We start from the raw sequence: 25,024 nt of genomic DNA on the forward strand, positions 1-25,024 counted from the left end.
TTGGAAGAAAATATTCTCGTCAAAGTAGGCGCGGATATAAGCGACTTAAGTAGCGGAATGGCGAAGGCTGGTAAAGAAGTTCAATCCTTCAGCAGTCGCGTGGAAAGTTTTGGTAAAAATATGCGCGATGTTGGTGGAGGAATTGCGATGTCCTTTGGTGCGATTGCAACCGGAATCTCCCTACCGCTGAAACAAGCCGTAAAGACTTCAGTCGATTTTGACGGCGCCATGCGACGGGCGGCTACGATTGCTGGCGCAACAGGCGACGAATTCGATAAGTTGAAACAAACTGCGCTTGATTTAGGCGCGTCCACGACGAAATCAGCGCAAGAGGTTGCAGTGGCGATGTCGGAGATGGCGGCTAAAGGCTACGACGTAAATCAGATAATTGCTGCTATGCCCGGTGTAATTGCAGCTGCTGAAGCGTCTGGCGAGGACTTGGCGTTGACGGCAGATACCGTATCTAGTGCGATTAATGCATTTGGACTTAAAGCGGAGGATGCTAGTAGGGTGGCGGATATACTGGCGCAGTCAGCTAACGACACCGCTGCCGGCATTGCGGACTTACAATATGCTTTTAAATATGCGGCTGGCCCTGCCGCACAGCTAGGGTACTCTATTGAAAGTGTAACAGCGGCAGTCGGGATTATGGTCGACGCAGGACTCGCCGGAGAACAAGCGGGTACGTCATTAAGGGCGGCATTATTACGTTTAGTTAATCCTCCGAAACAAGCAGCGGACGAGCTTAATAAATTAGGTGTATCCATCACCGATCAAAACGGAAACATGAGGTCGTTGAGTGATATTATTGGCGACCTTAGTAAGGGTATGGAGGGTTACACAGATGCACAAAAGGCGTCGGCACTTGCTGCAATTTTTGGTACGGAGGCAGTGTCGGGCATGATGGCTCTTATTGCGGCAGGCCCTGAAAAAATCGACGCCATGACGGAGTCGCTCGAAAATTCCGCAGGAGCGTCTGCCGAAGCCGCAAAACAAATGATGGGCGGACTCGGTGGCGCAATTGAGCAGATGAGCGGCGCGTTCGAAACTATGCAAATAATAATTGGCGACCATTTAGCGCCTATCCTACAACGCTTGGTGGAATGGATAACTAAATTAATTGAGGCGTTCAACAATGCCCCACCGAAATTACAAAAGTTTATTTCGGTTTCGGCGTTAGTGCTTGCGACATTGACTGGGTTTATTGCCGTTGTGGGAACGGTTGTCGCTGGAATTGGTCTGTTTATTCTGTCAATAGCGCCTTTGATTCCACATCTCACAAAACTAGGCGGAAAATTAAAAGTAGTTGGCGGCTTGTTCGCGTTTTTAACGAGCCCGATTAGCCTTGCTGTTATTGCCTTCGGCGCATTAATTGCTGGGTTTGTTGCGTTATACAAACACTCGGAACCATTCAGAAACTCGGTTAATCAAATCGGGTCGACGCTTAAAGGGGCGTTCTTTGTCGGCGTAGAAAAAGCAAGCGAAGTACTGACGAAACTAAAAAACGTATTCATCGAACTTGTAAACACCAAAGTTGCGCCATTTTTCGAAAGTGTAGCCGATGTTATATCGCGAGCATTTAGTGGCGACTTTAGCGGGGTGGCGCAAATGTTCGGACAGCTAGTGCCAACGATTATTGGCTTTTTAGTTGGCGGTATCCCAGCATTGATTTTGACCGGCGCGAGATTTCTTCCGGCAATTGCCGAAGGTATGCAACAGAATTTACCGGCACTACTTAACGGTATTACAGCGGTCATAACTAATGTCATAACCGCGATAACTGCGTATTTGCCGATGTTTGTGCAGTCGGGCGTTGGCGTGCTGACGAAACTAATCGAGGGATTGACGATGGCAATTCCGTTAATCTTGCCGGCAGTTCTCACGATTGTAACAACGTTGATAACGACGATTGCGCAGTTTTTCCCACAATTTGTTCAAGCGGGCGTAACCGTATTGACGAACCTATTAAACGGAATTGTTAACGCATTACCGTTGCTTGTCACGGCAATTTTGACGTTAGTCACGACAATTTTAAGCGTGATTGCCGAAAATTTACCGAGTATTATTAAAGCAGGAACCACAATACTAACTGCACTTATTGATGGGATTATTACGCTTTTACCAGCGATTATTGACGCAGTATTATCAATTATATTGACGATTGTACAGGCGGTTATTGACAATTTGCCGAAAATAATTGACGCGGGTATTAAAATACTTGACGCACTAATTAACGGAATTATTTCGATTTTACCACAGTTAATTAACACCGGAATCATGCTTATTTTAGCATTATTTGGCGCGTTAATCAATAACTTGCCGAAAATTATTGACGCGGGTATTAAGGTGTTGATGGCGCTAATCGAAGGAATCATGAAGATTTTGCCACAATTACTTGCCGCAGGCTTAACGCTCATTGTAAAGCTGGTTGGCGCGTTAATCGACAACTTGCCGAAAATACTAGTAGCAGGAGGAAAAATTTTACTTGCATTACTTGACGGCATAACGAAATTAATTCCGGAGTTGCTGTCGCTTGGTTGGGATTTGGTCAAGAAATTGGCTGGCGCTATCGGCGACAAAGTTGGCGACATATTTAATGTCGGTGCAGATTTAATTAAAGGTTTGTGGAACGGTATTAATTCCGTTAAAGACTGGATAATTGGAAAAATCGGCGGATTTACAGACAGTATCTTAAAGTCGATTAAAAGTTTTTTCGGCATACACTCGCCGTCTCGTGTCATGCGCGATGAAGTTGGGCGTCATATTGGTACTGGTGTCGCAGAAGGTATAAAGCGTTCGACTAAAACGGCTGTTGCCGCAGCAAAATCGCAATCAAAAGCGATTTCGGAAGCGATTAAAAACCTCGAAGTGAAATTCGATACGAAAAAGATTTCTGCGAGGACTTATATTAACGAGCTCGAAAAAATTCGCAAAAATTATAAATTAACAGGCGACCAAGCGCGAAAAGTTGCGCGTGAAATCTATCAAGCAAACCAATATGTCAAAAATCAGACGAAAGTACAGTCGAAGGCAGTATCGGAAACAATTAAAAATCTCGAAGTAAAGTTCGATACGAAAAAGATTTCGGCATCGACGTATATTCGAGAACTTGAGAAGATTCGTAAAAACTATAAATTGACAGGAGATCAAGCTAGGAAGGTTAGTCGCGAAATTTTTCAGGCGAATCAATTAATCAAAAAGCAGGCGGAAGAACGATCGAAAGTAATAAACTCTATAAACACGAAAGTAAAATCGGCTAATGATAAATTTTTAAGCAAGGTTAAATCAATAAACGATAAATTGAAAAAAGACATAGACGCCGCGAAGAAAGACTTTCAAGAAAAATTAATTAGTTTAACTGAATCGATTTACAATCAGGTCGGTCTTTTTGATTCAGTCAACACAAAAAGAGTTAATCCCGCAAAACTACTTCATGATTTGAAAAACCAGGTCGCCCAAATGAAACAGTTTCAAGCCGATCTTGAAAAACTACAAAAAATGGGCGTTTCTAAAGCGTTTGTTGACGAGCTTCGAGCAATGGGCGTGTCAGCAGCAAACGAAATTAACGCGATTGCGAATATGCCGAAAACGATGCTCAATGAATACGTTAATGCATGGCGAGATAAACACGCGTTAGCCGCAAAAGAAGCAAATATCCAAATGGAAGGTGAGAGAGCAACTCTCGCAAAACAAATCAAGAATCTAACAGCAGCGGCGAAAGCGGAAATTCAAAAGGCAAGATCGGAATGGATCGCGAATTTGAAAAAGATCGGCACTGACGTTGCAAAACTCGGCTCATTCCGAAACAGCGGTCGCGTTCTCGGTCAAAGTACGGTACAAGGTTTAATCAACGGTTTGAGAAGTATGAAAGGCGAATTACAAAGCACGACAAAATCGATCGCTAACGTAATCACCCAAACGATCAAGAAAACGCTTGGCATACATTCGCCATCGCGCGTTATGATCGGATTAGCTAAATTTGTATCGTTGGGTGTCGTTAAGGGTATCGAATCTATGCGCAACAAAGTCGTCAAAACAACGGAAAAATTGTCAGAGTGGATGACGCCTGAGGTACCAAGCGTGTCGCTTGCTTACTCGACACCTACAGGCGTTTTTGGTTCGCTGTCTAGCGCAGTAAACGGAACAGTCAACGTTGATTCTCGTGACGAAATACTGGCGGCTGCGATTGATCGGTTAGAACGGTCACTTGACGGTATGACAATCGTAATGGACGGAGAACGTGTCGGCCATCTTGTTCGCGGATATGTAAACGAAGGAAACGCAGTTGATGCTACGATAAGGAGGTATTTCGGTTAATGGACGTTGAAATAACGAAACAAAACGGAAAGACATTTAAATTAAGCGACTATGACATAACCGTTCGTGATTTTGTCGTCGGATCAATCGAAATACTTCCGACATATAGCGAAATAGAGGGGCGTCACGGGCGCGTTAATATGGGCGCTACTTATGGCACGCGAGCAATTAGCGTGCCTTTTTACTTTAAAGCGAATGATCTACTCGACTTTCCGTTGCTTCGCGACTTACTGTTCGAGTTGACGGTAGATACGGAACCTTTTTATGTTCGCGAATTGCGACGTGATATTTTTCAGGTCGGCGACAATAAGTATGTCGGGGGCAAACGGTATTTAGTACGGTTGGTAAATTCGTTCGATATTGAACAAACGTATAGATACGGTTTTGGTGAGTTGTCGTTTGAAACAACCGATCTACCATTCGCCGAATCCATCGGCACAACACAAGGCATTCAAGAAAACGGAATTAACGCCGATGACGAGTTGTGGGGGTTCGGTATGGGGTTGATCGCCGAGGATGAAGCGTTAAAATATACGCATACTGGAACTAGTTTTCGGATTTACAACGCTGGAAACGTGCCTATTCATCCGTTCCAACAAGACTTAAAAATTACGATAAAACAAGTTGTAGACTCGACTGGTTATTTTGAGTTACGTAACCTTACAAACGGAACAGTTTTCCGTGTAAATGAAGCTGTTTCAAGCGCGCAAACAATCGTAATAGACGGCCCGTCTATTACTTCAAACGGTCTTAATTTTTTGCGAAAAACGAATAAGGGATTTATCGAGTTGTCGCCTGGTTGGAATGATTTTCAAATTTATGGCGCTAGTAGAGCGACTATAGAGTTTGACTTTAGATTTTACTATTTATAGCCGGAGGGATGTCAATGGCACGAAGAGAGATCGGAACGAGTTGGGATCGTGAAAACCGCAACAATATAAACGAAAATTTCAAAGAATTGTATGATGTACAAGACAGAGCAATTGAAGAAGCGACGCAAGCAGTTATTGACAGCGCAAAGTTGATATGGCTTGAGCCCGTTAACACTTTTACGGATATTACAACGACCTACCCCAATCCAGAAGTAGGTCATACGGTTTTCGTTAGAGATACCGGTAAAGTTTATCGTTTCTATAATGATATTTGGGGAGAAATACAGCAAATTGATGCAGGGCCGGTGAATGAAATAGATACTAGGTTAAGTGCTGAAATTGATGAAAATAAACAAGAGATCGAACAAGCGAGAACAAAAGCGGATGGGACGACATTTCCAGTTTTGCGGGATAGATTGAACGATGTCGACGATAAAATTGGAATTTTATCTAATTTAATAAGTCAAGATAATTTAGTTTCAAAAGACAATATTCCTGCTGACCATTTAAAAGAAAATATTGATTTTGGGGTCAGCAAATTCGGAATCTATTTTGACGGAATCAATGCATCAGTTACTACCATTAGAGATTTAACGTTAAAAACAAATACAACTTATATTTTATCTGTAAAAGCTAATGCAAACGGAAAACGAATTAGATTTCAAAGCTATCCTGATGGCGTTTTTGTTAGCCCTAATTATATGATAAGTGGCGAAACGAATATTGAATATGAGTTTCAAACAAACGATACTGTTGTAACTCAAATAAAAGTTGTACAGGTGGATAATTTATCGGGAGAAGAAATAGTGCTAACGGATATAGTATTAAGGGAAAAAAAACGAGGAACTTATACAAAAGGTGCTTATGATAAGGCTTTATCCGTGATTAATGCTATTTCCTTAAGCAAACCCAATCGTATTTTTGATGGACGTAGTAATTCCATATATAATGCTTTCTCTAGTGGAGTGCGTTTTCAAGGGAAAGAATATTATGTTTTTAGACAAGGTGCAGGTCATCATACGCCGTCAGACCCTACAAAATGGGGAAAATTAGTGTTATTAGAGCGTGAACCAAATACTTTAAATTTTAAAGTTGTTGATGAAATTATTGAAACCGATTATGAACCTAGAGATCCGAATTTATCTGTAAGTAAAGATGGGTTAAAAATGTTTTTAAGTTTTGCAGCAACAGCCGATGAGGTTAACTACAACAATTACTATTATGTGTATGAATGGAATATGGTTAGAAGTTCAAGAATAACCATATCAGAAGGGGATAATGTTTTTTCTTGGGGTAACATGATTCAAACACCAAACGGCTATTTGTTAAAAGCAGGATATACAACGCAAAATTCAGGATTAACTCCTGTTTATCAATCTGTACTTTATCGCAGTAATAGCAATAACCCAAATAATCCGCAAGGCTTTACAAGAATAACTATTGCAAGTATTGGTGGAGAAGAATGTACAGAGACTACGTTAGGTTACTGGCGTAATTACTTGATTGCAATGATCCGTAATAAAGTCGGGTTTTCATTAGTTCTTACACAGGATTTAGAAGGTCAAACAGGTTGGGGTACGCCACAACGACATACAACTTTAACATTACATGCACCTTGCCTAATGCAATACAACAAATCAGATGAAGATTTATACTTTACTGCTAGTTATTATAAATCAGCATCTGATAGAAAACCGGTTTTTGGGTGTATTCGAAAACCTAATAAGTTTATGAATGCAATAAGAGCCACTCAAATTAAAACAGTTGTTTTAGATGAAAAAACAGGTACAGGAGGGTATACAACATTAGTACCTTTAAGTGACAGCAAATTCGGTGTAATGTATTATAGAGATGAACAAGGCTGGACAGGAGCTTCGCTGTTCTTTATGGAAGTGGATAAAAACATATTAACAAAACTCGACACAGATTATTACGATAAAAATATATGGAACAATAAAGGTAGTGTAACAAATTTCTGTTCAGATGCTCTGTCATATGAATTTGCGTTTATTGATGTTATAGATATTCCTACAAATTCAACCGAATATGATTTCACGTATACGTATAAAGAGTCAGCAACATATGACATCCTTTACGCTGAAGGATTCGTTGTAAATCGTCCTAACATAGAAATAATACCTAAACTTCCAGGTAAGGATTATTGCATATTCACCTTAAAATCGAAGGACGGAAGTTATATACCTACTGCTGTAACTGTTCGCTTGAAAATAACAAAACAGATGAGTACTTAATAAGGAGGCTTTCGCCTCCTTTATATAATAATACGATATACCTAAAAACAACCACGATGATAGATAAGAGAATTCAGGAACAGCTATCATCATTGCTATATAGACAAATATAAGTGAAAGTTTAATCGCTCTTATTTCGTTATTTATGTTTTTTAATTTAAAGACTGGATATAAAAATAAGAATATGAATATAATTAATCCGATTATTCCAACGTTAATTAACAGGGTACTAAATAAATCGGTTGATCGAACAGTACCAAAACCAACACCAAAAAGTTTATTAAAAAACGGAAGGTTTGAATAAAAATCCATGTGCCTTCCAAAGTTAAATGATCTAATGACGGTGGATTGACTATCAGTTAATAATTTTTTGAAAACAGCGTCATAAATAATTTTCCATATTTTTTCGAAACCAACGATCAGCCCTAATATCATGCACAATAGTGATGCGCAATATAATAAGATTATATTTTTGTAGAACTTAATAATTTTTGCAACAAAAAATATTGCCAGACCTAAATAAGCTGTAGATGAAAAGGTTAAAACGGCTGCTAAACCAAAGAGCATTGATAGCTTATAACGTTTAGTATAATAGGCATAATAAAAAAATGGGATGATCGTTAATGCAAACATTGAAGGTTCACCAGTAAGGCTTTTAACCCTTTGCACAACAAATGATTCTATAGTAAACCATTGAACTAAACTTCCTGAATGACTGCCATCAAACATTCTGTTTGAAATAAAATCGCCGTTTTGGTGCGTAAATAAAAAATAAACAAATTCGTACAGTCCATATAAAGAAAGAAAAGCAGCACCAGTAAGAAAGTATTTATCCCAACTTTTACTATAAAAATTTTTTGTGAAATAAAAGAAAATAATCGCTACTAACAAATATAAGGATTGAGTGAAAAAAGATTTTCTAAATAATACACTTGAATCATTAGAATCGATGAAGGTTGCTTCAGAAACATGAAAAGAAGTAAAACTAGAAAATGATAGTGCTATTTGAGATAACATAGTTAAAAATAAGTAAAAAAACAAAAATTTAACAATATCAAAGTAAAACATTTTTGATTTCCTTTTATTAATGAAAAGACAAGTTATAAGCATTGAAAAAGTCAATAAGTAAGCTAGCGTTGTCCCTTGAATAGAAGGAAAAATTAAGAAAGATGTACAACACATAGTCAACAGGAGTAATTTTACTAGAATTGAAACGTTGTCTCTTGATTTATTTACCATGATTATCCACCTCCTAATAAATTATTATACAATTGATGAGCTGATATTAAAATACATCATTTTACAAAATCTAGTGCATATATAAAACATACCTCACAATAAGATGATAAACGAATAAAATGACGCTTTTAACTAAAAATCAGAAAACTGTGTGATGTAAATAATTATTTTGCGAAGGTGTTGTATATTGTTAAAAATTTTCGACAAGAAAAATGAACCTTGTCGCCATCTACAAAAACGCACATGCCGTCTCATATAAAAGTCGTTCAATTCCGTTTCTTTGGAGGTGAATCTATGTACGTAAGAGATTTGGAAGGAAACGAATATCCAGCTCAAGCAACGTCAACAAAAGAGTTGGAACTCAACGGCAACCAATCGCTTTCGGCAATATTTGTCGCAAACAAAGTAAACGATCTTTTTATCGACAATATCGACCGCATGTGGGAAATCATTGACCACGACGGAGTTACTCATAAAATCATATACGCAAAAAAGCAAGGAAAAGGGAATCGTCTGACAGTCGAAGTCAAGGCGATTCCTTTATTTTTCGACAAATTTGATACAATGCGTATTTACACGGAATACAACGAACACATGACGGCACGCGAGTTTTTCTCGCTTGTTTTCGCCAATACCGGCTTTGATTTCATTCTTGTCGATTCATTTGAAGCTGTAGAATGGGAAGGGTTGGGCGGCGGAGAAACACGTTTATCAGCGTTTAAAAAAGGTCTTGAACGCTATAAATGCGAGTTTCGTATTGTCGGAAATACCGTCTATTTGGAATCACAAATCGGTCGCGACACGGGTTTTATGTACCGACACCGCCTAAACGCTTCAAATATCGTACAGGAAAACGATGCAAGCGAGTTTTACACATATGCGAAAGGATACGGCGACTATTCTGACGAAGACGGTTGGCAGTGGGCAAATTTGATTCGTGAGTATACGTCTCCACTTGCGCAAATTCCCGGAATCGGCATCCGTGAAGCACCGCCGATTATGGACGGTCGCATTACGCAAGTCGAGACGATGGACGAACAACTTAAAACGCTTGTTGACGAATCGTTGAAAATTAGCGTTTCAGCCGATATTCACGACTTAAGACGGCAGGGTTATGCGTTGGCGCAGCCGGAATTAGGTGATCGAGTTTTCTTAATTGATGAACGAATTGGTCTTGACACGGAAGTTCGTGTCGTTCAAATTTCGATCACAAAGGATTGGCAAGGCAACATCATTGACTTAAAACTAACGTTCGGCACGCCGTCTATTACTAAACGTTATCAATCGAACATACAGACGGCAGTTGAACGTGTAAACGAAATTATGGAAGGTCGTACAAAGATACCGTTTTCCGTACTTGATAATGCGGTCATTAAAGCGACAAAAGAACTGCAAGGCGTAATGAGCGAATTGAAAGTGCCGCCAAATGGCGGACTTATGGCGGTTGATAAAAATGACCCGAACAAAATTGTCGTGTTTAACGCAGCCGGAATCGGTATTTCTGACGATGGAGGACAGACGTTCCGCACAGCAATGACGGGTTCTGGAATCGTGGCGGACGTAATTACTGCTGGAACATTGCGAGGAATTACGGTGATATCTGATGACGGGCAAGGAAATTCCGTAAAGATTGAATCCGGGTCATTGGTTAGCAAAATTAATAATCGAGACATGGTTAAAATCCATAACTATGAGATTTATTTTTATGATCCGGGAGATGCATCGCCGTCTCCCGACTACGGAGTCGTCGCAACGTTAAGTTCGTCTTGGAAGGATGATAATACTAATGCAAGAGGATTCGGTATTGTTGGATACAAGGATTACTTTTATGTTGGATATGGGGAAAGCGATACAAACGCTAAGAGTTTTTTTGAAATTAATTTTTCCGAGTCTAGGACTTATTTGTACGGCGAAGGTCGTGACGAGAAAACAATCGGAAGGCTTGATTTACATTCTGTTAGGTCAGGGGCGTATAATTATCAAACGTCTAAAATTTCGATAGAAAATAATTATTATAACAGTACTTATTGGGGCGGTGTTTTTGTTTACACTGGTCGCGGTACAGAATCTCCGGGAGGGGCGAATAAACGTTTCGGCTTCGAAGTTTGGCAATATGACGGTAGTGGCGGTTTAAATCAACATCTTATTATAGACAAAGGAAGTAATGGGAAATCTTACGCAGGTATTTATACTGATGAAGCGTGGCTTCCTAGCCAATCATACCTAAAATATAAGAACGGATATTATTACAATTCACTAGGCATCGGTATTGATTCTAATGTTAGCAATATAAGAGGTTCGTTGAACGGAAACGCTTTGTTATTCGTCGATATTTGGAATTTTAATGTTGACCCAAATGTGCGGTATCAATCTGGGCGTTATAATATGAACGGCGCTGAAAATATTTTTGCTGTTTTTGTACAACCGATGGGTAGCTATTCAATATATTACAATGCAAGAGCATATAACATCTCTAGTACAGGTTTTGACGTGTATGTTGCGAAAAACGACGCTTCTGATACACCGAGCACAACGCAAATTCAATTGCAACTTATTATTATTTATGAACCGAGTGCATAGGAGGTAGTTGTCGTGAACGTAAAAGAACAAAAACCTATTTCAATCGTCTTGGATGAAGAAAAACGACATAAACAAGCGGAAGCACCAAAAAATTAAAATAATATTGAGAGAGGGATAAGGATGGAAAAAGCGAATCATAACGCCGAATATATTATTTTTTCGTACCAAAACCAACTAGCAGAAGCAAACATGAAAATTGCGGAAAGGGATTCAAAAATTACTGAATTATTTCAAGAAAACGAACAGATGAAGAAAGATTTGCAGGAAAGAGAAAAAGAAATTGCAGAACTAAAAAGAAAAGTGGAAGAGTTAGAGATGAAAGGAGAATAAGCGTGGAAAACGTCATTAAATATATTTCAGCTATATTCGGAGCAGTTATCTCATTTGCGTTTGGGGGATGGAGTAATTTGCTTAGTATTCTATTAGCTTTTGTCATACTAGATTATGTGTCAGGATTCGTTGCGGCGGGGATCGAAGGAAAATTGAACAGCAGTAATGGTATGAGGGGGATCGCCAAAAAAGTGGCGGTCTTTTTTGTTGTTGCTGTTGCCCACATGATGGACGTTGCGCTCGGTTATGACGGCCATATTTTACGTGATGCTACAATCTTTTTCTTTTTGGCAAACGAAGCGCTGTCTATACTCGAAAACGCCGGTAGAATCGGTGTTCCGATTCCGGGAGCGCTCAAAAAAGCTATTGATATTTTGAATGAAAAAAGTGAAAGAGAAGGAGAGGGTAAATAATGGTGAAAATCAAAAAACAGCTGGTCTCAAGCCGTAAGAATACCTATGACGGCATAAATGGACGTAAATATATAACCATTCATGAAACAGACAATACTAATAAGGGCGCAAATGCTCAAGCACATGCAAACTTGCAGTCGAGGGGAAATTCAAGATCAGCTTCTTGGCATTGGACAGTTGATGACAAAGAAGCCATACAATCTTTTCCGCATACGGTGCGCTGTTGGGCTGCTGGTGACGGGAAAGGCGACGGAAACTATAACTCTATTCATATTGAAATATGTGTCAATAGCGATGGCAATTTTAATAAAGCTGTTGAAAATGCGGCAGAACTAACAAGAATGATTATGGAACAAGAAAATATTCCACTATCGAATGTGGTTCAGCACAACCATTGGAGTGGAAAAAACTGCCCACGCAACTTGAGATCTGGTTCAAAAGGTATTATGTGGAATGACTTTTTAAATATGGTTGTTGGTAAAAAGGTTGATACACCGAAAAAAGAAGTTAAGCCCGCACAAACAAAAAATAAAGCGAATCTTGTAGTTGACGGAAAATGGGGAAGTGAAACTACAAAAGCACTACAAAAAGCGTTAGGAACAGTAGTAGACGGAGTTATTAGCAGCCAGCCAAAAAACGATATAACAAAAGCTATTTATTCCGGTATTACTTTCGGCAACAAGGGCAGCATGGTAATTCGAGCATTGCAGAAAAAGATTGGAGCTAAGGTTGACGGGAAATTGGGTTCGGAGACAGTGCGAAAATTACAACAGTACTTGGGAACTCCGGTAGATGGAAAAATTAGTCGGCCGACATCGCTTGTGGTGAAAGAATTACAGAGAAGGTTGAATGAAGGTACATTTTAATGCATAAAACAAGCACGGCCTTTCGGTCGTGCTTAATCAAGTAAAGTTTTATCCATAACCCACGTTTTACCTATCTTTACTGCCGGTAACTCACCGGCAGCACATTTGTTTTTAATCGTTCCTGGGGAAAGCCCCAGGATTTTTGCAGCTTCCTCAACGCCTATAAGGTTTGACAGTCGGTGTTGTTGTGAATGAAAAGCATGCAAGTATTTCGGCGTGAGGGGCTCATTCGTAAACTCAGATTCGTCCATATCGGCAAGTATTTCGCCGAACATATCCAGCAAAACCATTTCATCTTGTCCAAATTTCGGGGTATATTCTAGCAATTCCTCATGGATTTTTTGAAAAGTTTTCTCCGGCTTTTGGCTGTATCGAGACATATATTTTTGTACTACAGACTGTTTTCCTTCTTCAAACACCTTTTCACTCAAAATGTTTGCTATCGCTAATAATCTTCCGAATTTGATATCTCGATTCATTTTTATTCCTCCTTTTTCGTTTTAAGGCAGCGGGGAGGGAAAAACTTCTCCCCGGATACCGTTTTTTTTATTTCTCCCATCTCTTTTTTGTTTTAAATTGATCTCTGTTCAGGCTGTTAGGGATGACCATAACGTCGTTCCCTAATTTTATCTCGATGTCGCCAGCGTTGATAGCGACATCATACAAACGCGCTTCTTTTCCGGATTTTTTGTTTGTGCCTAGTTTGTAGTCGTTGATGACTAATTTGTTCACTTGACCGTTGTATGGGTTTCGGTCAAGAAGGGTGACGGTCATACCGTCAACATGGTCGACAATGAAAAAGATAACCCCGTTTTTTCTTTGCAGCTCCATAAATCCAAATTTTTCAGGTGTTGTCATGTCTTTTTTCATAGCTTTTTTCACGATGCGCCACGCTTGACGCAAAGCTTCAGCGATGTACTCTTTCACTTTCCCTCCAAACTTTTTTTGTCCTTTCCGAGCAATCTCCCAAGCAAGCGTCATTACGTTTTGCATCGTTACTTCCTCCTTTTTTTTATTTTAATGCGTTATCGCATTTTCTAATTTTATTATAAGTGCGATAACGCATTAAGTCAATACCTTTTTTAAAATTTTTTGCATAAAAAAAGAGGAGAGATATACCCTCCTGAATGCTTATACTATCCTACTTAAATTTTATACTCCCTTTGCGCTTGTTTCTTGTTGATATAATAGCCTCCACTGGTGATGCTTTTTCGTGAATATCCATAACTTCACTTTTTGCATATCGCACATAGCGTTGTGTCATCGCCATATCCGTGTGTCCGAGTATTTTCATGAGCGCGAACGGATCGCCGCCATTACGCAAAAATTTGATCGCAAAGTAGTGTCGAAATGTGTGTGGACTAACCCGGGCTTTAATCGGATATCCCGACTTTTTCGCATACTTTTTCAACATTTTTGCGAAAGTGTCACCGTAGTAACGCTCGCCGAACTGCGTCAAAAATATATACTCGTCCGACTGACTGTCATCGGCGCCAATCATGTCAAATAAATCTCCGAGTGCTTTGGCGGTTGTTGGACTGATTGGCACAACACGCGCCCGCCGTGCTTTAGTTATTTCCGCAGGCAGTATGATTTGGCGATATAATAAGTCAACATCACACCGTTTTAAGGTCGTTAATTCACCAACCCTTACGCCCGTATCTACGAGCACCAACATCATGACATAGTCGCGAAAACCTGTGTAAGTTCGCTTGTTTGGCGCGTCCAACAACGCCTTGACTTCTTCGTCTGTAAATACGTCAAAACTTTCTTCGTTTTCTTTTTGATACTCAACATGTGCCGCAGGGTTGATGTAAGACAGCTTTTCTTGTTCCGCCCAATTGTAGAATATTCGTATGTTGCGAATGATGTTGTTGATTGTACGAGACGACACGCCGATTTCGTCAGAATGGCTCGTTGGATGATCATCCCATTTTACCTTTTCAAACGTCATATACTTGATATAATGTTTGACACAATCGTACTCGACGCCATTCAGCCCGTGATCGGCGCAAAACTTAGCGAAATGATATAGCGTTTGTTTGTACGATTTAATTGTCTTTTCGCTTCGACGTTGTAACCGTTTTGCGTCAAGGAATTTTTCGATGGTTTGTTCGAGATTGAATTGCCGCCGGGTTTCGGTCGATTTTCGTCGACTAAAGTCGAACTTTTCCATAATCACCCTCCTTATTCATAGCAATGAATTGTCGTATAATAAGTACGACAAATTGTCGGCGGAATGACGGGAGTTTGTTGGAATTGCGACAAATTCAAACCGCGATAAACCGCGCCAAAACACAGTCAGCATGTCAAAAGCCAAACCGACGAACTCAGAATTCATCGCAATGGTGGCAGATAAATTGAGATTGGAGCATAAGGCCTCCTGAAAAAAAGTAACCGCTGAGCCTAACGGCGGTTACTTTTTTTCTGAAAACGCGGCTGAACTCGATTGCGTTTTCTATCTCTATGCAAAATAAATCCTCCTATAAAGAACAATCCTGCTAGGAAAAATAATAAACCCATTAAAAATTGCAGCCATAAATAAGGAAACGGGGGCTGTAAAATGCCAAAAAGCATATCACGCATTAATTTAATTCCGTAAACCGCCAGAATCCCTGGAATCACCATAATCATCAATGCAATAAGCCTTATCATTTGACTTTATATCCCTTTCTGTTAAAATAGTACGGATCAATTTCATTTTTACGGTCATCTAACAATTTGTCAATACAAATAAACATGTTATGATGAAGGTATGCCATTTTATTAATGGTGAATGGACAAATAGCAGACGTCTTTTCTATATAAATATTTTTAAAAATCGGTTTTTTAGCATACATAGAAGAGATTAAAGGAAGGAGAGTTTCATGGCCAAGGAATATGATGTAGTGATTTTAGGAGGAGGAACAGCAGGATATGTCGCAGCGATCCGGGCATCCCAGCTCGGTATGAAAACAGCTATTGTAGAAAAATCAAAGCTTGGGGGGACCTGTTTGCATTCGGGCTGCATCCCGAGCAAAGTTTTATTGCGAAGCGCTGAAATTTTTGCTCAATCAAAAAAAAGCAGCGACTTTGGAATCGAGCTGTCCAATGTTCAAGTCAATTTTGATAAAGTGCAGGAGCGGAAGGAAAAGATAGTTTCTCAACTTTATCAAGGGGTCAGGCAATTAGTCAAAAAGGGAAAGATCGATGTGTTTCATGGCATCGGACGAATTTTAGGTGCGTCCATCTTTTCTCCGCAGCCGGGAACAGTTTCTGTAGAGATGGAAAACGGGGAGGAAAACCAAATTTTACTTCCGAAATACGTTATTATTGCAACTGGATCGCGCCCTCGTGAATTGCCTGGATTAACGATTGACGGCGAGACTATTTTGACGTCAGATGAAGCATTGCAATTACAACGCCTTCCTTCATCTATGATCATTGTGGGCGGCGGAGTGATTGGAATGGAATGGGCATCTATGCTCTCTGATTTCGGAGTTGAAGTCACGATCCTTGAAATGGCGGATCGAATTTTGCCGTCAGAAGATATTGAAATAAGTAAAGAAATGGAACGGCTAATGAGGAAAAAAGGAGTCCGCATTTTTACGAATATATCGATTTTGCCTGAAAAAACAGAAATACAAAACGGAATCACAGTGTTCATCGAACAGGATGGACAAGAAATCAGTTTGCACAGTGAAAAACTGCTGTTGTCAATAGGGAGAAAAGGGAACACAGAAGGAATTGGATTGGAAAATACCGAAATTGAAATCCATAATGGCTATATTGTGACAAACGAGTTTTATCAAACAAAGGAATCAAACATCTATGCAGTCGGTGATGTCATCGGCGGTCTTCAGCTTGCCCATGTCGCATCGCAAGAAGGAATACGCGCCGTAGAACATATTGCAGGAGAGAATGTTTTGCCAATTGACTACAAAAAAGTCCCTAAATGTATTTATTCGAATCCTGCAGCTGCAAGTATCGGTTTAACAGAACAAGAAGCGAGGGAAAAAGGCTATACCGTCAAAATCGGAAAATTTCCTTTTCAAGGAGTTGGAAAAGCGCTCATTTATGGAGAACCGCAAGGGTTTGTCAAAATTGTCGCAGATGAAAAGACCGATGATCTTTTAGGAATTCATATTATCGGACCAAATGCAACAGAGCTGATTTCTGAAGGAAGTTTAGCAAGCTTTCTCGATGCAAGCTCTTGGGAACTCTCCCGTACGATTCATGCCCATCCAACATTGTCAGAAGGGATAATGGAAGCGGCTCTTGCGGTAAATGGCAAAGCAATACATATATAAGCTAGGGAGGTCTTGTCATGCCCAAAAATCGTCATCAGTCTTTAGGTTTAACGGATCAGGACGTATTAAACATGTATGAAACGATGCTTCTTGCAAGAAAAGTGGACGAACGGATGTGGCTTTTAAACCGAGCAGGAAAAATCCCATTTGTCATCTCATGTCAAGGGCATGAAGGCGCTCAAGTTGGTGCAGCCTTTGCCTTGGACAAAACAAAGGATTATATTTTGCCTTACTACCGTGATCTAGGCATTGTCCTGCACTTTGGAATGACCGTGAAAGAATTAATGCTGTCAGCATTTGCAAAAGCGGAAGACCCGAATTCCGGGGGCAGGCAAATGCCGGGACATTTCGGCCAAAAGAAAAATCGGATTGTAACTGGTTCATCCCCTGTTACAACTCAAGTTCCTCATGCAGCTGGAATCGCCTTAGCAGGAAAAATCGATAAAAAGGATTTTGTCACATTTGTTTCCTTTGGGGAAGGATCTTCGAACCAAGGAGATTTTCATGAAGGGGCGAATTTTGCTGGAGTACATAAATTACCTGTCATTTTGATGTGTGAAAATAACCAATACGCCATCAGCGTTCCGATTCAAAAGCAATTAGCTTGCGAAAAAGTGTCAGACAGAGCAGCAGGGTACGGCATGCACGGGGTGACTGTAGATGGAAACGATCCTCTTGAAGTGTATAAAGTTGTGAAGGAAGCGAGAGAAAGAGCTGTCCGAGGAGAGGGACCGACATTGGTTGAAACGCTTGTGCACCGCCTTACACCCCATTCGAGCGATGATGATGATCGGAGCTACCGGACAAAAGAAGAAATCGAAGAAGCTAAGAAAAAAGATCCGATTTATACGTTTGCATCCTATTTAAAAGAAATTGGATTGTTAACAGAGGAATTGGAACAAAATATGCAGACGAAAATTGCAAGCGTAATCGATGAAGCAACTGATTATGCAGAAAATGCGCCTTATGCGGCTCCGGAACATGCACTGAAACATGTGTATGGAAACTGAAGGAGGAAAAAAGATGCCAATTATGTCATATATCGAAGCAGTTACAGCTGCACTTCGTGAGGAAATGGAGCGAGATGAAAAAGTATTTCTACTAGGAGAAGATGTCGGGAAAAAAGGAGGAGTTTTTAAAGCGACTCAAGGGTTATATGAACAGTTTGGAGAAGAGAGGGTAATCGATGCTCCCCTTGCTGAATCTGCTATCGCTGGCGTTGGAATAGGAGCGGCCATGTACGGAATGCGCCCTGTTTGTGAAATACAATTTGCTGATTTTATTATGCCGGCTGTCAATCAAATTATTTCAGAAGCAGCGAAAATACGGTATCGCTCCAACAATGACTGGAACTGTCCGATTACGATTCGGGCGCCGTTTGGCGGAGGAGTGCACGGTGCTTTATACCATTCTCAGTCTGTTGAGGCGGTATTTGCCAACCAGCCTGGTTTGAAAATTGTCATACCTTCTACGCCGTATGACGTAAAAGGATTATTAAAAGCAGCGATACGCGATGATGATCCTGTCTTATTTTTTGAACATAAGCGGGCATACAGGCTCATTAAAGGGGAAGTTCCGGCAGATGATTATGTTTTGCCGATTGGAAAGGCGGATGTCAAGCTGGAAGGGGATGACATTACCGTTATTACATATGGATTGTGCGTTCATTTTGCTCTGCAGGCAGCTGAACGATTAGAAAAAGATGGAATTTCTGTCCACCTTTTAGATTTAAGAACGGTATATCCGCTTGATCAGGAGGCTATTATTGAGGCCGCTTCAAAAACCGGCAAGGTGCTTCTCGTGACTGAGGATAATAAAGAAGGCAGTGTAATGAGCGAGGTATCCGCCATTATTGCAGAGCATTGTTTGTTTGATCTTGATGCACCAATTAAACGGCTTGCAGGCCCGGATGTACCTGCAATGCCATTTGCACCGACAATGGAAAAATTTTTTATGATGAATGCAGAAAAAATTGAAAAAGCGATGAGAGAATTGGCAGAGTTTTAAAGTTGACCCTAATCTCAAGGAGGAATCAACGTGCTAATCGAAGAAATGAAAATGCCTCAATTAGGAGAAAGCGTGACAGAAGGAACAATCAGCAAGTGGCTCGTCTCCATCGGCGATAAGGTCAACAAATATGATCCCATTGCAGAAGTTATGACGGATAAAGTAAATGCAGAAGTTCCTTCATCATATACAGGTGTAATTAAAGAGCTTGTAGCTGAGGAGGGAGATACTCTCCAAGTTGGCGAAGTTATTTGCAGAATTGAAGTGGAGGCTGTGGCGGTTGAACAAGAAAAAAACATTCAGCCAAAAGACAGTCTTTATGCTAATGACCATCAGCCGGCTGAAAAAGAAGAAACGGAAAAGAAGACTATGAAAAACAGGTATTCTCCGGCAGTGCTCCGGCTAGCTCAAGAACATGATATTGATTTAGAAAAAGTCAACGGAACGGGAGCTTTCGGAAGAATTACCCGAAAAGATGTGTTGAAACTGATTGAAGCAGGTAATATACCGAAAAAGGGCTCCTTGATCCAAGAAACGAAATCCTATAAATCACCTAAAACAGCCGGTGATACTGAAATTCCTGTTTCTGGGGTGCGCAAAGCCATTGCTCAAAATATGGCGCGAAGCAAAACAGAAATTCCCCATGCTTGGATGATGATTGAGGTCGATGTAACTGGGTTAGTTGAATTAAGAAATTCGATCAAGGAAGAATTTAAAGCAAAAGAAGGTTTTCCTTTAACATTTTTCCCGTTTTTTGTGAAAAGCGTTGCAGAAGCGTTGAAAGAATATCCGCAAATGAATTCGACTTGGGCGGGGGATAAAATTATTCAAAAGAAAGACATTAATATTTCGATCGCTGTTGCAACAGATGATGCGCTTTATGTACCAGTTATTAAACATGCTGATGAAAAATCCATTAAAGGAATTGCTCGAGAAATTAACGAGCTTGCTTTAAAGGTTAGAACGGGAACGATTGAAGCGAAGGAAATGGAAGGCGGCACATTTACCGTTAACAACACAGGTTCATTCGGCTCTATTCAATCAATGGGAATTATTAACTATCCACAAGCGGCTTTGCTGCAAGTAGAAACGATTGTGAAAAGATTAGTTGTCATGAAAAACGGAATGATCGCCGTGCGCGATATGGTGAATCTCTGCCTTTCTCTCGATCATAGAGTATTAGATGGGGTAGTATGCGGAAGATTTTTGCAAAGAGTAAAACAAATATTAGAAGGTATTTCGAAAGAAACGACATCCGTATATTAGTCCTTTGAGTTATTAGAAATAATGCTTAAGCAGAATTGAATTGGTTAACATTTGCTTCAAAGATTGCTGTTATTGTAAGATAACAATATAATGGTGAAAAAAGGGAAAGGGGTGCGAATGAATGAGCATCGATTTTAATTTCTTCATGAACGACATAGTTCGCCAAGCGCGTGAGGAAATCGTCGCCGCTGGCTATACGGAATTGAAAACACCGGAAGAAGTGGATGAAGCTTTAACGAAAAAAGGAACCACTTTAGTAATGGTTAATTCTGTTTGCGGCTGTGCAGGCGGAATCGCAAGACCGGCTGCATATCATGCGCTTCATTATGATAAACGTCCTGATCAATTAGTGACTGTATTTGCAGGTCAAGATAAAGAAGCTACGGAACGAGCTAGATCTTATTTTACCGGTTATCCGCCGTCTTCTCCATCTTTTGCGCTGCTCAAGGATGGAAAGCTCGTTACCATGATTGAACGCCATGAAATCGAAGGACATGAGCCGATGTCTGTTGTCCAAAAATTACAAGAGGCATTCGAGCAATATTGTGACGAAGTATAAAAAGAAAAGGCTGCCATTTTTAGATGTGGCGCCTTTTTTATTTCGAAAAGAGAATAGGAAAATGATGGTGATGAGTAATGAGAAAATTTAAAATCGGTTATCGTACGTTAAAAACAGCGATAGGTGCTCCTCTAGCGATATTTTTAGCACAGCTGATGGATTTAAACCATTTTGTTTCCACCGGCATCATCGCGATTCTTTGTATTCAAGTAACAAAAAAGAAATCATTGAAAAGCGCTTGGTCCAGGTTTTTTGCTTGTATAACGGGAATGATGTTTTCTTTTCTTTTTTTTGAAATTTTTGGTTACCATCCAATTGTCATTGGATTTCTGTTGCTTTTTTTCATACCGACAATGGTGCTTTTTAAAACGACAGAAGGCATTGTAACGAGCTCTGTTATTATTTTGCACTTATATGAAGCAGGTCAAATAACGCTGGATATTGTTCAAAACGAACTTTTGATTATTGTGACAGGGATCGGAGTAGCGCTCTTAATGAATCTGTATATGCCGAGCCTGGAAAATGACCTTAATGTTTATCGAAAAGAAGTAGAAAAAAACTTTGCGGTTATTTTTGAAAAAATTGTAGCTTTTTTAAGAGAAGGCGACTATACGTGGGATGGAAAAGAAATTCCTGAGACAGCCGATCTCATTGAAAAAGGGAAAGGATTGGCGCTCCGAAATGTAGAAAATCGTTTGCTAAGACATGAAGACCAATATTATGCATATTTTAAAATGAGAGAAAAACAATTAGAAATCATTGAACGAGTGCTGCCGACGTTCACGATGATCACCGCAAACGTAGAACAAGCGCACCTTATTGCACAGTTTATTGAAGAGTTAAAAGACAACATTCATTCCGGAAATACAGCAAAGAAATTTTTAAAAAAGCTAGATGACATCAAAAAAGAGATGGAAAGGGCACCGCTTCCGAAAACAAGAAAGGAATTTGAAACGAGAGCAAGGCTTTATCATTTTTTATATGAAATGGAGCAATATTTAATTATTAAAAGCCAGTTTAAAGGTCTTGCCGACGCCAAAAAAGGAAAAGGATGAAGCTCTTGTCATTGAGCACAATAAAACGAGAGATCGTGTCAATGCTTTTTTCATACATATGTTTAGAAGAAACGCCTTTACGAGCTGCACTTTTCAAAATACAAACAGAAGAATGGACCGTGTCTGCTGAAAAAAATCGGCTAAGAATGTTCACCATATCGGTTCGCATGATCTGAAAATATTCGTGAACAGCTATGGAATAAATCAGCGTGATCTGTAAAAAAATTCTCGGCAACGATGCCAAAAGTCCGCAGCGGACGAGATTGATTTTGCGAAAATGAATGTGCGGAATTCATGGACTTTATCGGAAAATATGTAACAAAAGGTAGTATGAGGACGAGCAATCGAGAGGAGGAAGCACCGATTTGAAAGAAATTGTTTTTCACCAAACAGCCTATGTGGTGTAAAAAGTGCATGTTGAATTTTTAAAGCCACATAGTGATGCCTGTTAAAATTGAGGTGATCAGCAATGAACCTAACATAATATAAACAACCCACTTTTGCATTTTTTTGCTTGTCATCATGATTCCCTCCATATACATGATTTATAAAACATTGTACAACGATTTTTTAGAGGGGACAACCTTCATCGACAGCTTCTTTTTGATTTCACAAGCGGAATCAAAATCGGTTACACTAAACATGAATACATAATTAGGAGGAAAGACAAAATGGTTCAGGAAAACCGGCTAGTGAATGAATTTTTAGAACTCGTGAAAATTGATTCAGAAACAAAATTTGAACGGGAAATAGCAAATGTATTAAAGCAAAAATTTACCGAGCTTGGACTACAAGTAATAGAAGACGAATCAATTGAAAAAACAGGACATGGAGCAGGAAATTTAATTTGTACGCTAGAGGCGACGAAAGAAGGCGTTGATACGATTTATTTTACCTCTCATATGGATACGGTCGTACCTGGAAAAGGGGTAAAACCTTCTATACAAAACGGATATATTGTGACGGACGGAACAACGATTTTAGGCGCTGATGATAAAGCGGGCCTTGCCGCAATGCTGGAAGCGGTGCGTGTATTAAAAGAAAATAACATTCCTCACGGGAAAATCGAGTTTGTCATTACGGTTGGAGAAGAATCAGGTTTAATTGGGGCAAAAGCGCTTGATTCAAAACTGATTACCGCGCAATACGGGTATGCATTGGACAGTGACGGAAAAGTTGGAGACATTATTGTTTCGGCGCCGACACATGCAAAAATTAAAGCGACGATTCACGGAAAAACCGCTCATGCCGGGGTTGCGCCAGAAAAAGGAATTTCCGCTATTACGGTTGCAGCAAAAGCAGTTGCCAATATGCCTTTAGGCCGAATCGATGAAGAAACAACGGCAAATATCGGCCGTTTTGAAGGGGGAACGCAAACAAATATCGTATGCGACCGCGTTGAAATTTTAGCTGAAGCGCGTTCACTTGTACCTGAAAAATTGGAGCAGCAAGTACAAAAAATGAAGGAAGCTTTTGAAACAGCAGCTGCCGAAATGGGAGCAAAAGCAGAAGTGGATATTAACGTAATGTATCCCGGATTTACGTTTACCGATGAAGATAAGGTCGTTCAAATTGCTAAAAAAGCTATCAAAACAATCGGCAGAGAGAGCAGATTGTTAAAAAGCGGGGGCGGAAGCGATGCGAATATTATCGCTGGCTTCGGCATTCCGACTGTTAATCTTGCTGTTGGTTATGAGGAAATTCATACAACAAATGAAAAAATGCCGATCGAGGAGCTTGTCAAAACAGCAGAATTAGTTGTCGCCATTATAAAAGAGGTAGCAAACCAATAGAGCTTTGAAAATTTGAAGCCGGAAGCTTGTCACTCAGCAAACGATCCGATGTGCCAGGCCTTAGGCTTCATAATAAGAATTGACAGCTCTAAAACATCTGCAAGACCTCTGATAGTTTTTACAACCTCCGGCTTCTATAATAAGAATTGACAGCCGTTCCGCTCTTCCAGCGTCGTGTTGGAAGAGCATCTTTTTTATTGATATTTTTCTAGTACTGAGAAAAACTCTTTTGCAAATTGATAAAACACTTTAACGGACGGGGCCAGCTCGTAATTTTTCGATATAATAATGCCGACATTTCTGCTTACACGAGGCATTTCAATCGGAATTTTTACCGTAAAACGAGGCATTGTTTCATAAAAAGTGCTTTCAGGCAGCAATGTTACGCCAATTTCTGCCGATACGAGCCCTTTGATGGCATCTAAATCTTCCCCTTCCGATGAAATAATTGGGGAAAATCCAGCCTGTTGACACGCTTCATGCACGATTTTATGCAAAATATAACCTTCTGGAAACGTCACAAACGGTTCATTACGCAATTCCGTCAGCACTAAGCTTTTTTTGTGCGCAAGCGGATGATTGTGCGGCAAAAGGGCTGCAAAGGATTCCGTAAATAAAATATCCCCTTTCACATCGTTGTCATCCGTCGGAATAGGACCGAGAAAAGCTAAATCGATTTCTCTTTTTTTGACGGCTTCAATTAAATATTTATAAGAACCTTGTCGCAAATGAAAGGAAACGTTCGGGTGTTTTGCTTTAAAAGCGGAAATAACAGTCGGCATTGTATGGCTTGCCAAGCTGGTCGGAAAGCCGATTTTAACTGTTCCTCTTTCCGGATCCAAAAATTCTTCAATTTGCTGTTTGGCGTGTTCGATCGCTTTTAAAGCCGTCTCGACATGGGGCAAAAAATGACGTCCAATTGGAGTAAGCTTAACATTCCTTCCTTCCCTTTCAAAAAGCTCCACTCCGAGCTCCGCCTCTAAATTTGCTATTTGCCTGCTGATAGCCGACTGTGCGACATGAAGGGCTTCAGCAGCTTCTGAAACATGCTCCCGCTTTGCAACCTCCCAAAAATATATAAGCTGTCTCAGTTCCATTTGACTCACCCCCAAGCAATTTATATCAAAATGAGATTATTATTATCTAAATTATATATTGTTAATATTATTTTTGAAAACTACAATTA

General features: G+C 40.0%; 21 protein-coding genes and 1 pseudogene. 15 read left to right on the top strand and 7 right to left on the bottom strand.

Translation table 11 applies throughout. The annotated features are described in order from the left end of the window. The 3 genes from NSQ61_RS03090 to NSQ61_RS03100 are packed head-to-tail and all read left to right on the top strand — an operon-like array spanning position 1 to position 7,441. Positions 1–4,317 carry a phage tail tape measure protein gene (locus NSQ61_RS03090; protein WP_340805976.1) on the top strand — a complete coding sequence of 1,439 codons (4,317 nt, stop codon included), beginning with the start codon at positions 1–3 and terminating at the stop codon, positions 4,315–4,317. Continuing rightward, positions 4,317–5,189, top strand: coding sequence for a phage tail family protein (locus tag NSQ61_RS03095; RefSeq protein ID WP_340805980.1), 873 nt, complete (start codon positions 4,317–4,319; stop codon positions 5,187–5,189). The genes NSQ61_RS03090 and NSQ61_RS03095 overlap by 1 nt, the downstream gene beginning before the upstream one ends. A 14-nt stretch (positions 5,190–5,203) precedes the next feature. Next, a complete protein-coding gene (locus tag NSQ61_RS03100) occupies positions 5,204–7,441 on the top strand; it encodes a hypothetical protein (RefSeq protein ID WP_340805983.1) in 2,238 nt (745 codons plus the stop codon). On the opposite strand, the gene NSQ61_RS03105 is transcribed toward NSQ61_RS03100, so the two are convergent. Continuing rightward, a complete protein-coding gene (locus NSQ61_RS03105; RefSeq protein ID WP_340805986.1) occupies positions 7,364–8,680 on the bottom strand; it encodes a hypothetical protein in 1,317 nt (438 codons plus the stop codon). The two genes, NSQ61_RS03100 and NSQ61_RS03105, sit on opposite strands and share 78 nt — an antisense overlap. 294 nt (positions 8,681–8,974) lie before the next feature. Here NSQ61_RS03105 and NSQ61_RS03110 point away from each other — a divergent pair, with 294 nt between their 5' ends. The 4 genes from NSQ61_RS03110 (at position 8,975) to NSQ61_RS03125 (ending at position 12,869) form a co-directional block, all read left to right on the top strand. Next, positions 8,975–11,260 carry a phage tail protein gene (locus NSQ61_RS03110; protein WP_340805988.1) on the top strand — a complete coding sequence of 762 codons (2,286 nt, stop codon included), beginning with the start codon at positions 8,975–8,977 and terminating at the stop codon, positions 11,258–11,260. 120 nt (positions 11,261–11,380) lie between these two features. Then, positions 11,381–11,590, top strand: a complete 210-nt coding sequence (locus NSQ61_RS03115) for a hypothetical protein (RefSeq protein ID WP_340805990.1) — start codon at positions 11,381–11,383, stop codon at positions 11,588–11,590. Between the two features lie 2 nt (positions 11,591–11,592). Then, positions 11,593–12,003: a phage holin family protein gene (locus NSQ61_RS03120; RefSeq protein WP_340805992.1), complete on the top strand. Its 411-nt coding sequence runs from the start codon at positions 11,593–11,595 to the stop codon at positions 12,001–12,003. After that, positions 12,003–12,869, top strand: a complete 867-nt coding sequence (locus NSQ61_RS03125; protein ID WP_340805994.1) for a peptidoglycan recognition protein family protein — start codon at positions 12,003–12,005, stop codon at positions 12,867–12,869. The genes NSQ61_RS03120 and NSQ61_RS03125 overlap by 1 nt, the downstream gene beginning before the upstream one ends. 32 nt (positions 12,870–12,901) lie before the next feature. On the opposite strand, the gene NSQ61_RS03130 is transcribed toward NSQ61_RS03125, so the two are convergent. From NSQ61_RS03130 to NSQ61_RS03140, 3 genes are all read right to left on the bottom strand, one after another. Beyond that, positions 12,902–13,348: a helix-turn-helix domain-containing protein gene (locus NSQ61_RS03130; RefSeq protein ID WP_340805996.1), complete on the bottom strand. Its 447-nt coding sequence runs from the start codon at positions 13,346–13,348 to the stop codon at positions 12,902–12,904. A 67-nt stretch (positions 13,349–13,415) separates the two neighbouring features. Beyond that, entirely contained in the window at positions 13,416–13,862 is a 447-nt protein-coding gene (locus tag NSQ61_RS03135) for a hypothetical protein (RefSeq protein ID WP_340805998.1), read from the bottom strand. Positions 13,863–14,010: 148 nt separating this feature from the next. Then, on the bottom strand, positions 14,011–15,045 hold the full coding sequence (locus NSQ61_RS03140; RefSeq protein ID WP_340806000.1) for a tyrosine-type recombinase/integrase: 1,035 nt from the start codon (positions 15,043–15,045) through the stop codon (positions 14,011–14,013). 121 nt (positions 15,046–15,166) lie between these two features. Between NSQ61_RS03140 and NSQ61_RS03145 the strand changes: the two are divergent. After that, positions 15,167–15,256 (top strand): annotated as a pseudogene (locus tag NSQ61_RS03145) (sporulation initiation factor Spo0A C-terminal domain-containing protein); the annotation flags it as partial. 19 nt (positions 15,257–15,275) lie between these two features. On the opposite strand, the gene NSQ61_RS03150 reads toward NSQ61_RS03145, so the two are convergent. Further along, positions 15,276–15,524 carry a DUF2627 domain-containing protein gene (locus NSQ61_RS03150; RefSeq protein ID WP_340787823.1) on the bottom strand — a complete coding sequence of 83 codons (249 nt, stop codon included), beginning with the start codon at positions 15,522–15,524 and terminating at the stop codon, positions 15,276–15,278. Positions 15,525–15,736: 212 nt separating this feature from the next. Between NSQ61_RS03150 and lpdA the strand changes: the two genes are divergently transcribed. The 6 genes from lpdA to NSQ61_RS03180 all read left to right on the top strand — a co-directional run bounded on the left by lpdA (position 15,737) and on the right by NSQ61_RS03180 (position 22,045). Continuing rightward, positions 15,737–17,158: a dihydrolipoyl dehydrogenase gene (lpdA, locus tag NSQ61_RS03155; protein WP_340806002.1), complete on the top strand. Its 1,422-nt coding sequence runs from the start codon at positions 15,737–15,739 to the stop codon at positions 17,156–17,158. A 17-nt stretch (positions 17,159–17,175) separates the two neighbouring features. Then, positions 17,176–18,168 (top strand): thiamine pyrophosphate-dependent dehydrogenase E1 component subunit alpha, encoded by a 993-nt coding sequence (locus tag NSQ61_RS03160; protein WP_340787819.1) that lies wholly within the window; start codon positions 17,176–17,178, stop codon positions 18,166–18,168. Between the two features lie 13 nt (positions 18,169–18,181). After that, complete coding sequence (locus NSQ61_RS03165) at positions 18,182–19,165, top strand: alpha-ketoacid dehydrogenase subunit beta (RefSeq protein WP_063388139.1); 984 nt, start codon at positions 18,182–18,184, stop codon at positions 19,163–19,165. 30 nt (positions 19,166–19,195) lie between these two features. Continuing rightward, positions 19,196–20,431, top strand: coding sequence for a dihydrolipoamide acetyltransferase family protein (locus tag NSQ61_RS03170; protein ID WP_311066310.1), 1,236 nt, complete (start codon positions 19,196–19,198; stop codon positions 20,429–20,431). A 121-nt stretch (positions 20,432–20,552) separates the two neighbouring features. After that, positions 20,553–20,990, top strand: coding sequence for a BrxA/BrxB family bacilliredoxin (locus NSQ61_RS03175; RefSeq protein ID WP_063388141.1), 438 nt, complete (start codon positions 20,553–20,555; stop codon positions 20,988–20,990). A 77-nt stretch (positions 20,991–21,067) separates the two neighbouring features. Then, entirely contained in the window at positions 21,068–22,045 is a 978-nt protein-coding gene (locus tag NSQ61_RS03180; RefSeq protein WP_339196790.1) for an aromatic acid exporter family protein, read from the top strand. Positions 22,046–22,470: 425 nt separating this feature from the next. Here the strand turns inward: NSQ61_RS03180 and prli42 are convergent, their stop codons facing one another. After that, positions 22,471–22,566, bottom strand: coding sequence for a stressosome-associated protein Prli42 (gene prli42, locus NSQ61_RS03185; protein WP_153028099.1), 96 nt, complete (start codon positions 22,564–22,566; stop codon positions 22,471–22,473). A 150-nt stretch (positions 22,567–22,716) separates the two neighbouring features. On the opposite strand from prli42, the gene NSQ61_RS03190 reads away from it, so the two are divergent. Further along, positions 22,717–23,838 (top strand): tripeptidase T, encoded by a 1,122-nt coding sequence (locus NSQ61_RS03190; protein WP_339196787.1) that lies wholly within the window; start codon positions 22,717–22,719, stop codon positions 23,836–23,838. Positions 23,839–24,032: 194 nt separating this feature from the next. Here the strand turns inward: NSQ61_RS03190 and NSQ61_RS03195 are convergent, their stop codons facing one another. Beyond that, on the bottom strand, positions 24,033–24,935 hold the full coding sequence (locus NSQ61_RS03195) for a LysR family transcriptional regulator (protein WP_063388144.1): 903 nt from the start codon (positions 24,933–24,935) through the stop codon (positions 24,033–24,035). Positions 24,936–25,024: the final 89 nt, after the last annotated feature.

Source organism: Aeribacillus sp. FSL K6-1121 (assembly GCF_038003725.1).
Classification (GTDB): Bacteria; Bacillota; Bacilli; order Bacillales; family Aeribacillaceae; genus Aeribacillus; species Aeribacillus composti.